Origin of the sequence: Rhodococcus zopfii NBRC 100606 = JCM 9919 (assembly GCF_001895025.1) — a bacterium.
Classification (GTDB): Bacteria; Actinomycetota; Actinomycetes; order Mycobacteriales; family Mycobacteriaceae; genus Rhodococcus; species Rhodococcus zopfii.
The window spans coordinates 73,487-84,824 of record NZ_BCXI01000011.1; the positions used below are offsets into that span (position 1 = coordinate 73,487).

The 11,338-nt window shown below is 68.3% G+C and carries 11 protein-coding genes; 9 read left to right on the top strand and 2 right to left on the bottom strand.

The window, feature by feature from the left end:
* Nucleotides 1-155 precede the first annotated feature (155 nt).
* The 4 genes from RZ1_RS08035 to ffh all read left to right on the top strand — a co-directional run bounded on the left by RZ1_RS08035 (nt 156) and on the right by ffh (nt 6,043).
* Complete coding sequence (locus tag RZ1_RS08035) at nt 156-1,463, top strand: ammonium transporter (RefSeq protein WP_072810792.1); 1,308 nt, start codon at nt 156-158, stop codon at nt 1,461-1,463.
* Nucleotides 1,464-1,510: 47 nt separating this feature from the next.
* Entirely contained in the window at nt 1,511-1,849 is a 339-nt protein-coding gene (locus RZ1_RS08040) for a P-II family nitrogen regulator (RefSeq protein WP_068160495.1), read from the top strand.
* The gene (locus RZ1_RS08045) at nt 1,839-4,361 is read left to right on the top strand and encodes a [protein-PII] uridylyltransferase (protein ID WP_072810793.1); all 2,523 of its coding nucleotides are present in this window, start codon (nt 1,839-1,841) and stop codon (nt 4,359-4,361) included. Before RZ1_RS08040 ends, RZ1_RS08045 begins: the two co-directional genes overlap by 11 nt.
* A gap of 95 nt (nt 4,362-4,456) precedes the next feature.
* Complete coding sequence (gene ffh, locus RZ1_RS08050; RefSeq protein WP_072810795.1) at nt 4,457-6,043, top strand: signal recognition particle protein; 1,587 nt, start codon at nt 4,457-4,459, stop codon at nt 6,041-6,043.
* 49 nt (nt 6,044-6,092) lie between these two features.
* Here the strand turns inward: ffh and RZ1_RS08055 are convergent, their stop codons facing one another.
* On the bottom strand, nt 6,093-6,716 hold the full coding sequence (locus RZ1_RS08055) for a winged helix-turn-helix transcriptional regulator (protein WP_072811002.1): 624 nt from the start codon (nt 6,714-6,716) through the stop codon (nt 6,093-6,095).
* A gap of 92 nt (nt 6,717-6,808) precedes the next feature.
* Between RZ1_RS08055 and RZ1_RS08060 the strand changes: the two genes are divergently transcribed.
* From RZ1_RS08060 to trmD, 5 genes are all read left to right on the top strand, one after another.
* Nucleotides 6,809-8,023 (top strand): pyridoxal phosphate-dependent aminotransferase, encoded by a 1,215-nt coding sequence (locus RZ1_RS08060; protein WP_072810797.1) that lies wholly within the window; start codon nt 6,809-6,811, stop codon nt 8,021-8,023.
* Nucleotides 8,024-8,200: 177 nt separating this feature from the next.
* A complete protein-coding gene (rpsP, locus tag RZ1_RS08065; RefSeq protein WP_072810798.1) occupies nt 8,201-8,650 on the top strand; it encodes a 30S ribosomal protein S16 in 450 nt (149 codons plus the stop codon).
* Nucleotides 8,650-8,892 (top strand): RNA-binding protein, encoded by a 243-nt coding sequence (locus tag RZ1_RS08070; protein ID WP_072810800.1) that lies wholly within the window; start codon nt 8,650-8,652, stop codon nt 8,890-8,892. Before rpsP ends, RZ1_RS08070 begins: the two co-directional genes overlap by 1 nt.
* 10 nt (nt 8,893-8,902) lie before the next feature.
* Complete coding sequence (gene rimM / locus RZ1_RS08075; protein ID WP_072810802.1) at nt 8,903-9,487, top strand: ribosome maturation factor RimM; 585 nt, start codon at nt 8,903-8,905, stop codon at nt 9,485-9,487.
* Nucleotides 9,488-9,491: 4 nt separating this feature from the next.
* On the top strand, nt 9,492-10,223 hold the full coding sequence (trmD, locus tag RZ1_RS08080; RefSeq protein ID WP_072810804.1) for a tRNA (guanosine(37)-N1)-methyltransferase TrmD: 732 nt from the start codon (nt 9,492-9,494) through the stop codon (nt 10,221-10,223).
* Between the two features lie 21 nt (nt 10,224-10,244).
* On the opposite strand, the gene RZ1_RS08085 is transcribed toward trmD, so the two are convergent.
* Entirely contained in the window at nt 10,245-11,234 is a 990-nt protein-coding gene (locus RZ1_RS08085; protein ID WP_072810806.1) for a serine hydrolase family protein, read from the bottom strand.
* Nucleotides 11,235-11,338 lie beyond the last annotated feature (104 nt).

Sequence of the window (11,338 nt, forward strand, 5' to 3'; positions counted from 1 at the left end):
TTCGGACGAAGACCGCAAAGAGTGAAACAGAGCCGAAACACGGCGCGTGTTTCCGTTCACTCCACCGAAACAGGACGGCGCTTCCACGGAAACATCTCGGCAGCAAGCTTTCCTCAACCACGCGCTGACAGGCGCGGTACCTAGGGAGGTTGCAAGTGGAGGAAGTGGTGAACACCGGCGACGCGGCATGGATGCTCATGGCGGCATCGCTGGTGCTGCTGATGACACCCGGCTTGGCGTTCTTCTACGGCGGTATGTCGCGTGCCAAATCGGTCCTGAACATGATGATGATGTCGTTCGGCGCCATGGCGTTGATCGGCGTGATCTACGTCCTGTGGGGCTGGTCGATGTCCTACGGCACCGAAAGCGTCGGCGGCATCTTCGCCAACCCGTTCGAGTTCTTCGGTCTGCAGGGTGCGATCTACGACGAGGAGGGTGGATTCCTCCCCGGCCTGGGCAACTACCCGCAGATCATCGACATCGGCTTCCAGGTCACGTTCGCGATCATCACCACCGCGCTGATCAGCGGTGCCCTGGCCGAACGCGTGAAGTTCGGAACGTGGATGGTGTTCGCCGGTCTCTGGGTGACCTTCGCCTACTTCCCGCTCGCCCACATGGTGTGGGGTGGCGGTCTCCTGTCCGGTTCCGAGGACGGCATCGCGGCGAAGCTGTTCGGCACCGTCGACGACGGTGAGGGCGGCCTGACCGCCGCGGTCGCCCCGATCGACTTCGCCGGTGGCACCGTCGTCCACATCAACGCCGGTATCGCGGCTCTGGTCCTCGCTCTGGTCGTCGGCAAGCGCGCCGGTTTCGGCACGGTCGCGATGCGTCCGCACAACCTGCCGTTCGTGATGCTCGGTGCCGCGCTCCTGTGGTTCGGCTGGTTCGGCTTCAACGCCGGCTCCGCGTTCGCCGCCGACGGTATCGCCGGTCTGGCCTGGGTCAACACCACCACTGCTACCGCCGCCGCGATCCTCGGCTGGCTCCTCACCGAGCGCATCCGGGACGGCAAGGCCACCAGCCTCGGCGCCGCCTCCGGTGCCGTTGCCGGTCTCGTCGCGATCACCCCCGCAGCGGGTGCGCTCAGCCCCGTCGGTTCCATCGCGCTCGGCGCCGTCGCCGGTGTGCTGTCCGCTCTCGCGGTGGGCCTGAAGTTCAAGTTCGGCTACGACGATTCGCTCGACGTCGTCGGTGTGCACCTGGTGTCGGGCCTCTGGGGAACCATTGCGATCGGTTTCCTTGCCACCGACACCGGACTTTTCTACGGCGGCGACTACAAGCAGCTGGTCGTTCAGATCGTGATCGCCCTGGTCGCCCTGGTGTTCACCGCGATCGTCACCACCGTGATCGCATTCGCCCTCAAGCCGCTCGGCTGGCGGGTCTCGCCCGACGAAGAGGCTCGTGGTATCGACGAGACGGAGCATGCGGAGTCCGCATACGACTTCGTCTCGGCGCTCAGGTGATAAGAAGACGAACGTAGCGGCACGGCAGACTTGGGAAGGATGAGGAAATGAAGCTGATCACGGCAATTGTCAAACCGTTCACCCTCGAAGACGTGAAAGCAGGTCTCGAGCAGGCAGGCGTCCTTGGCATGACCGTCAGCGAGGTCCAGGGATACGGCCGGCAGAAGGGCCACACCGAGGTCTACCGCGGCGCGGAGTACTCGGTCGACTTCGTACCCAAGGTTCGCGTCGAGGTCGTCGTCGACGACGCCGCGGTGGACAAGGTCGTCGAGACGATCGTCGAGGCTTCGCGTACCGGGAAGATCGGTGACGGCAAGGTGTGGGTCACTCCCGTCGAATCGGTGATCCGAGTGCGCACCGGGGAACGAGGCACGGATGCACTCTGACCCCAAGGGGTCCGGAACTCGCGGCCCCGATCCCGCTGCTCGTGCAGCGGGATCGGGGCCGCCCGTGTCTTCCGGGCCGGAGACCTCGCCCGCCGCGTGCGGTGCTGCAGCCGACCTGGCCGTCGCGCGCGACCAACTGCTCGCCGGCGGCGTCCGCAACCGCCGCCTCGATTCCGCCGCGTTGCGGCACGCGCTGGTGGACCTGCACGAATTCTGGCTGACCACGAAGGGCGCCGAGGTCGGGATCGTCCCCGACTGCGGGTTCGCGATCGTTGCGGTCGGTGGCCTGGGCCGCCGCGAGATGCTGCCCTACTCCGATCTCGACCTCATCCTGCTGCACGACGACATGGAACCGGCTGCGGTCTCCGCGATCGCCGATCGTCTCTGGTATCCGCTGTGGGACGCGCACATCAAACTCGACCACAGCGTTCGTACGGTCCCACAGGCGTTGCAGGTCGCGGCGTCGGACGTGACCGCGGCGCTGGGAATGCTCGAGGCCCGGCACATCGCCGGGGACGTCGAGCTGAGCAACCTGCTGATCGGCGGGGTGCGCAGGCAGTGGCGGACCGGGATTCGAGGTCGGTTCGACGAACTCATCGAGCTCACCCAGACACGTTGGCAGCGCAGTGGACAGATCGCGCACCGTGCCGAACCGGACCTGAAGAGCGGCCGAGGAGGGTTGCGGGACGTGCAGTTGCTCAATGCCCTGTCCGTCGCGCAGCTCACCGACGGCATGCCGGGGTTGGGGCCGGAGGTGCCCGGCGGCGGACTCGCCGCCGCGCATCGGCGGTTGCTCGACGTGCGCACCGAGCTGCACCGTGTCGCGGGCCGCCCCCGGGACCAGCTGCGCGCGCAGGACGCCGACGAAATCGGTGCCGCGCTGCGCATCGGCGACCGGTTCGACCTGGCCCGGATGCTCACCGAAGCCGCGCGGACCGTCAGCTACTCCGTCGACGTCGGGATCCGCACCGCGGGCAACGCCCTGCCACGGCGCGGGTTGTCGCGGCTGCGCCGCGTCCCGGTGCGCCGCCCGCTCGACGAGGGCGTCGTCGAACACGCAGGAGAGGTTGCGCTCGCCCGGGACGCGCATCCCCGTAAGGACCCGGGCCTGATCACCCGTGTCGCCGCCGCGGCCGCGCAGGCCGGGCTGCCGATGTCGGCGTCGACACTGAACCGGCTCGCCGACAACGCCCCCGAACTGCGGGAACCGTGGCCACGGTCGGCGCTCAACGACCTGCTGGTTCTGCTCGGCTCCGGCCGGCGCGCCGTCGACGTCATCGAGGCACTCGACCGCACCGGGCTGTGGGGCCGGCTCCTGCCGGAATGGGGTGCGGTGCGCGACCTGCCTCCCCGAGACGCGGTGCACACCTGGACCGTCGACCGGCACCTGGTGGAAACAGCGGTGTACGCGGGCGGTCTCACGACCCGCGTCGCCCGGCCCGACCTGCTGGTGCTCGGCGCGCTGCTGCACGACATCGGCAAGGGACGAGGCGGGGACCACAGCGTCGTCGGCGCCGACCTGGCCACGCAGATCGGGCGGCGGATGGGACTGTGGCCGTCGGATCTCGCGCTCCTCACCGCGATGGTGCGGCACCACCTGCTGCTGCCGCACACCGCGACGCGCCGAGACCTCGACGATCCGGCGACCGTGCAGTCCGTCGTCGACGCTCTCGACGGCGACCCGGTGCTGCTGGAACTGCTGCACGCACTCGCCGAGGCGGATTCGCTGGCCACCGGTCCGGGGGTGTGGGGGGACTGGAAGGCGTCGCTGATCCGGGAACTGGTCCGGCGATGCCGGATGGTGATGGCAGGGGAGGAATTGCCCACCCCGGACGCGATCGATCCGGCACTCGCAGAACTGGCCGTCGACGGCGGCGTGCACGTGACGCTGCAGGCGGGCGAGGGCCCGCACTCGTACACGGTGTCCGTGGTGGCCCCGGACGAACCGGGGCTGCTCGCCGACGCCGCCGGTGTGCTGGCCCTGCACGGCTTACGTGTGCTGTCCGCCTCGCTCGGCAGCCACGCCGGCAGTGCCGTCAACACTTTCGTGGTGTCGCCGCGGTTCGGGACACCGCCCGAGGCCGGTTTGCTGCGACAGGAACTGATCCGTGCGCGAGGCGGCGACCTGGACCTGCCGGCCGCGCTGGACGCGAAGGAACAGGCCGCGCGGGACGCGCAGCTGCCGGAACAGCCGGAACGGGCCGTGCCGGTCGTGTATGCGCAGGCCCCGCCGCGAGTGATCTGGTTCGACGCCCCCGATCCGGGGCAGGTGATCCTCGAACTGCGCGCCGAGGACCGTCTCGGGTTGCTGTGCCGCCTCGCCGAGGCCTTCGAGTCCGTCGGCGCCGACGTGCGGTGGGCGCGGGTCTCGACCCTCGGCGCGTCGGTCGTCGACGCTTTCTGCATCGACCTCACCGGGACCGACACCCGGGCCACGCGGGAGCAGCTCGAGCAGGCCGTGCTCGCGGTGGTTCCGGGGGTCGAACCGAAGAAACCCGAGGCGACCGCCTGACCGGGTGCCGCCCGCCGTGACGTGACGGTCGCGGCGAGCGGCTACCCTGGATCGCAGCACTGTCCGTCTTTCGTCAGAACCCAGGAGCGCATTCGGTGTTCGAATCCCTTTCCGACAGGTTGACCGGGGTCCTGAAGGACCTGCGCGGCAAGGGGCGCCTCTCCGATGCCGACATCGACGCCACGTGCCGGGAGATCCGGCTCGCCCTGCTCGAGGCGGATGTCGCGTTGCCCGTGGTGCGCGCGTTCATCGCAAAGATCAAAGAACGCGCCAAGGGCGCCGAGGTGCACGGTGCCCTGAATCCGGCGCAGCAGGTCGTCAAGATCGTCAACGAGGAGCTCGTCGGGATCCTCGGTGGGGAGACCCGCCGGCTGCGGCTCGCGAAGAACCCGCCGACCGTGATCATGCTCGCCGGTCTGCAGGGTGCCGGTAAGACCACCCTCGCCGGCAAGCTGGCGGCCTGGCTCAAGGGCCAGGGGCACACCCCGATGCTGGTGGCGTGCGACCTGCAGCGTCCCGGCGCGGTCAGCCAGCTCCAGATCGTCGGTGAACGCGCCGGCGTCGCGGTTTTCGCACCGCACCCGGGCACGTCGATCGGGGGCGGCGACAACGCACTCGGTGTGTCGGCCGCCGACCCGGTCGCCGTCGCGAAGTCCGGCATCGAGGAAGCCCGCACGAAGCAGTACGACGTGGTCATCGTCGACACCGCCGGCCGCCTCGGCATCGACGAGGAACTGATGGCGCAGGCCGCGGGCATCCGCGACGCCGTGCAGCCGGACGAGACCCTGTTCGTGCTCGACGCGATGATCGGCCAGGATGCGGTGAGTACCGCCGAGGCGTTCCGCGCGGGTGTCGGCTTCACCGGCGTCGTGCTCACCAAGCTCGACGGTGACGCCCGAGGTGGCGCGGCGCTGAGCGTGCGTGAGCTGACCGGGCAGCCGATCCTCTTCGCGTCCACCGGTGAGAAGCTCGAGGACTTCGACGTCTTCCACCCCGAGCGCATGGCCAGTCGCATCCTCGGCATGGGCGACGTGCTCACCCTCATCGAGCAGGCCGAGCAGGTCTTCGACGCCGAGCAAGCCGAGCTCACCGCTTCCAAGATCGGTTCGGGTGAGCTCACCCTCGAGGACTTCCTCGAGCAGATGATGGCCGTGCGTAAGATGGGCCCGATCGCAAACCTGCTGGGTATGCTGCCCGGTGCCGGACAGATGAAGGACGCGCTCGCCAACGTCGACGAGAAGCAACTCGACCGCATCCAGGCGATCATCCGCGGCATGACCCCCGCGGAGCGCGCCGATCCGAAGATCATCAACGCGTCGCGGCGTCTCCGCATCGCGAACGGTTCCGGCGTGAAGGTTTCCGACGTCAACCAGCTCGTCGACCGGTTCTTCGAAGCGCGCAAGATGATGGCGGCGATGGCCGGTCGCATGGGTATGCCCGGTGCCCGCAAGAATCAGCGCAGCAACAAGAAGGGCAAGAAGGGCAAGAAGGGCGGTCGCGGACCGACCCCGCCGAAGGTCAAGGGCGGATTCCCCGGCGGACTGCCGGCCGGATTCCCCGGCATGGGCGGCGGCATGCCCGCCGGTTTCCCGGATCTGTCCAACATGCCGAAGGGGCTCGACGAACTGCCCCCGGGTCTCGAGGGCTTCGACCTGTCGAAGTTGAAGCTGCCGAAGAACTGACCCACCGCCTCCGCCGTCACCGTGTGTGACGGCGGAGTGCGTTTCGGGGTCACGCGTCGTGTTCGAGCTCCGTCCCGGCGGCTCGCCGCTCGAGGAGCGGGCCGATGTCCGCGGTTCCGCGGGCCAGTTCCACGGCGGTCGAGAGGTCCACGCGCAGTTCCGCATCCGGAGACGGTGCGTCGCCGTCCCGGTGGGTGATGCCCGCGGTCGTGACCACGATGTGGAATGCGGGTTCGGTGCCGATGCGAATGTTCACGGTGCGGACGGTCGGCGGGTCGAGCGCAAGGTGCGCGGCGATCGCACGTCCCAGCGGGAACGCGAGCCAGTGGGCGCGGACGGCATCCGTGTCGGCCCGGCCGTCGAGCCGGTCGGTGCCCCAGGCGGACAGGGCGTCGAGGACAGGCCGCAGGCGACGGCCCGATTCGGTCAGTTCGTACACCGACGCGCCGGCGCGCGGCCCGATCCTCCTGCGTTCGACGATCCCGTCCGATTCGAGGTCGCGGAGCCGGGCGGCGAGCATATCGGTGCTGATGCCGGGCAGGTCCGCGAACAGGTCGCTGTAGCGGCGCGGCCCGCCGCACAGTTCACGGACGACGAGCAGACTCCAGCGGTCGCCGACGCTGTCGAGTGCCTTGCCGACCGTGCAGTAGTGCCCGTAGCTGCGTCGTGTCATGCTGTGCATCCTAGCGGCTACTTGGAAAATCCAAGGACTTGCTTGGGTGATCCAAGTAAAGTGGTCGCGGACGCACGCGAGAAGGGACGTCGATGCAGGTCACGCAGTCGAGCAAGCTGGCAGGAGTGTCGTACGAGATCCGTGGACCGGTCGCCGAGCACGCCGCACGCCTCGAGGCCGAGGGGCATCACGTGGTCCGGCTCAACACCGGCAACCCGCTCGAGTTCGGATTCGACGCGCCGCAGGAGATGTTGTCGGACATCGTGCGGGCGTTGCCCACCTCCACCGGGTACACGACGTCGAAGGGGTTGCTCGCATCGCGACGGGCGATCGCGCAGTACTACGAGACCCGCGGCGTGGAGAACGTCGACGTCGAGAACATCTTCCTCGGCAACGGCGTCTCCGAACTCGTGATGATGGCGATGACGGCGCTGCTCGAGAACGGCGACGAGGTGCTCGTTCCCGCACCCGACTTCCCGCTCTGGACGGCCGCCCCGACGCTCAACGGTGGCAAGGCCGTCCACTACCTGTGCGACGAGGAATCCGAGTGGTACCCCGACCTCGACGACATCGCGGCGAAGATCACCGACCGCACCCGGGCGATCGTTGTCATCAACCCGAACAACCCGACCGGTGCGGTCTATCCGACCGAGGTCCTCGAATCGATCCTCGACCTCGCCCGCAAGCACCGGCTGATCGTGTTCTCCGACGAGATCTACGACAAGATCACCTACGACGACGTCGTGCACACGAGCACGGCGGCGCTCGCGCCGGACGTGCTGTGTGTGACGTTCTCCGGCCTGTCGAAGACGTACCGATGCGCGGGCCTGCGCTCGGGATGGATGGTGCTCACCGGCCCGACCTCGGGCGCCGCAAGCTACCTCGAGGGACTCACGATGCTCGCCGGCCTGCGATTGTGCGCGAACGTTCCCGCGCAACAGGCGATTCCGGTGGCGCTCGGCGGACGGCAGAGCATCCACGACCTGGTTCTGCCCGGTGGGCGGCTGCGTGAGCAACGCGACGCCGCGTGGGAGGCGCTCAACGCCATCCCCGGGGTCTCGTGTGTGAAACCGAAGGGCGCGCTCTACGCGTTCCCTCGCATCGACCTCGAGATGTACCCGATCCACAGCGACGAGAAGCTGGTGCTGGATCTGTTGCTGCAGGAGAAACTGCACATCGTCCAGGGAACCGGGTTCAACTGGCCGCGACCCGACCACTTCCGCATCGTCACGCTGCCGCACGCCGACGATCTCGAGGCCATCATCGGTCGGATCGGACGATTCCTGGCCAACTACCGGCAGCGTTGAGGGCCCCGGTGATTTCCGCCGGACCGGACGCTTCTGGCAGAATGGGTCGCTGTCGTCGCATCCGGTTCCGTACCGCGCGGCGGTCACAGGTTGGAGGCAAAACCGGGCGTGCCAGAAGGGCGCGTCGTCCGAATTGCACGTGACATGCGCGTTCGCGCGCTCGAAGGGAACACAGCAGTGGCTGTCAAGATCAAGCTCACCCGTCTCGGCAAGATCCGCAACCCCCAGTACCGCATCGTCGTTGCGGACTCGCGCACCCGCCGCAACGGCCGGGCCATCGAGACCATCGGCAAGTACCACCCGAAGGAAGAGCCCTCGCTGATCGAGGTCGACTCCGAGCGTGCGCAGTACTGGCTGGGTGTCGGCGCGCAGCCGACCGAGCCCGTTCTGAACCTCCTCAAGATCACCGGTGACTGGCAGAAGTTCAAGGGCCTGCCGGGCACCGAGGGCACCCTCCGCGTCAAGGAAGCCAAGCCGTCCAAGCTGGAGCTGTTCCAGGCCGCGCTCGCGCAGGCCGAGAACGAGCCGGCTGCCGAGGCCATCACGCCCAAGAAGAAGAAGGCCGCCAAGGAAGATGCCGCCGAGGCTTCCGCCGACGCTGCCGAGTCCACCGAGGCTGCCGAGTAATGAGTGCCGTTGTCGCCGATGCCGTCGAGCATCTCGTTCGTGGGATCGTCGCCAACCCCGACGGCGTGCGGGTCGAGCTGATCACCGGCCGTCGGGGGCGCACCGTCGAGGTGCACGTGCACCCCGACGATCTCGGCAAGGTGATCGGTCGTGGTGGACGTACTGCGACCGCCCTGCGGACCCTCGTCACCGGCATCGGTGGTCGCGGGATCCGCGTCGACGTCGTCGACACCGACCAGTAGGCGAGCGGCAGTGGAGCTCGTCGTGGGTCGTGTGGTCAAATCGCACGGCATCAAGGGTGAGGTGGTCGTCGAGGTTCGCACCGACGAACCCGGTGAGCGCTTCGCTGTCGGCGCCGAGCTGCGTGGACACAAGGCCCGCGAGCAGACCCTGCACACGTACACGGTGGAGGCCGCCCGGGAACACTCCGGGCGGCTTCTGCTGCGTCTGCGTCAGGTCGCCGACCGCACCGCCGCCGATGCCCTGCGCGGCACGCTGTTCGTCGTCGACAGCTCCGAGCTGACGCCGAGCGACGATCCCGACGAGTTCTACGACCACGAACTCGAAGGACTCACCGTCCGTATCGTCGAGGGGCGTCCCGACGCCGGCACCGAGGTCGGTACCGTCCGTGAGGTGCTGCACACCGCCGCGGGCGAACTGCTCGCGATCCGGCCCGCCGGCTCCGAGCGTGGCGAGCTGCTGATTCCGTTCGTGACGGCGATCGTGCCGACCGTCTCGATCTCCACCGGGATCATCGAGATCGACCCGCCGGAGGGGCTGCTCGATCCCGATTTCGGCGAGCCGCCGTCTCGCGGAAAAAGCAAGGGAGACAAGTAGTTCCGTGCGACTCGACGTCGTCACCATTTTCCCCGAGTACCTCGAGCCGCTGCGCGCGGCACTGCTCGGCAAGGCCATCGACAAGGGCCTGATCTCCGTCGGCGTCCACAATCTGCGCGATTGGACCCATGACGTCCACAAGGCTGTCGACGACTCCCCGTACGGCGGTGGACCCGGCATGGTCATGAAACCGACCGTGTGGGGACCGGCCCTCGACGACGTCCTCGCCGGACGTGGTGACGAACCGGGCTCCGGCGGCGAACCCGACCCCGATGTGCTGCTCGTCGTCCCCACCCCGGCCGGGGTGCCGTTCACCCAGGAAACCGCACACCGCTGGTCCGGCGAGAAGCGCATCGTGTTCGCGTGCGGCCGCTACGAGGGCATCGACCAGCGGGTGTTCGACGACGCCGCGCGGCGCGTCCGGGTCGAAGAGGTCAGCATCGGCGACTACGTGCTCATCGGCGGCGAGGTCGCCGTCCTCGTCATGGTCGAGGCGGTCGTCCGGCTGCTGCCGGGCGTGCTCGGCAATCAGCAGTCGCACCAAGAGGATTCGTTCTCCGACGGCCTGCTCGAAGGACCCAGCTACACGCGTCCGGCGAGTTGGCGCGGCCTCGATGTCCCGCCCGTTTTGATGTCCGGTGACCATGCGAAGATCGCGCAGTGGCGGCGCGAGCAGTCCCTGATCCGCACCCGGGAACGTCGTCCCGATCTCCTGCCGGACGACACCGGGGACTGAACTCGGCCCCGCCGGTTCCGATCAGTGCGCGGACCGGCCGAACGCCTCGTCGACCACCAGGGTGAGCGTGTCGCGGGCGTGCTCGGCACTCGTATCGCCGGTCACATCGACGAGCGCGGTGTCCGGCAACGGTGACCACTCGTTCGGTGCCGCGTCACCGTAGTGCACCTTCTCACGGGAGAGCACCGCAACGACGTACCGATGGTCCTCGCCGAAGAACCCGGTCGACAGATGGATCCAGCTGCCGTCCACGCAGCACATCCAGCCCTGCTTGACACCCAGTCCGGTCGCGTCGGGCAGCCCGTCGGGCAACCCGAAACGCTGGTCGTAACCGTCGGTGCCCAGCGATTCGAATTCGAGCAGGTATCCCACGATCGTCGCGGTGCCGCGCTCGTCCAGCCCCGAAGTGCCGCCCAGCACCCTGTCGTACCAGGTGAGCAGATCGGAGGCGGTGGTGACCGTGTTCCACCAGTTTCCGTCGGCCGGAGCTCGGGTGGCGGTGAGGCCGTGCCGTTCGACGACCCGATCGACGATATCGGTCTCGCCGTAGCGCGACCACAGATCGCTCGCCGCCGAATCATCCGAGCGCGACAACATCGCCGCGATCTCGTCGTACTCGCCCTCGCCGAGCGCGATCTCGCCGATACCCACGCGGAACAGCAGATCGTCGGCGATGAACAGCTTGACGACCGAAGCCGTTTCGATCGGCTCGTCCGCGCCGGCCACCGTGCGCGTCCCGGTTTCGCGATCGAGCAGCGCGACGGTCACTCGCGCGCCGCGCTCCGTCTCCGCCCGTGCGGCTGCGGCGACGATCCGCTCCGACAGTGCCTGGACCTTCGCCGCGTCGGACACCGGTTCGGGAAGGGGAAGGAACTGCGCGACCGGGTCCGGGGCGGTGATGCCTGCCATGACAACACCCGGCTCGGATACCGACGAGCTGCACGCCACCGCGGTCGCTGCCGCGAACAGCAACGAGACGATCGATCGGCGCGTGCCCCGAGGCCCGGACATCAGGTGCTCCTGCTTCCATTGTGCGGCGACACCGACGTCCCCGTATCCAGTTTCATCGCGCGTCGCACGAAGATGACGCGATGAGGATAACGGTAGGGTTCGAC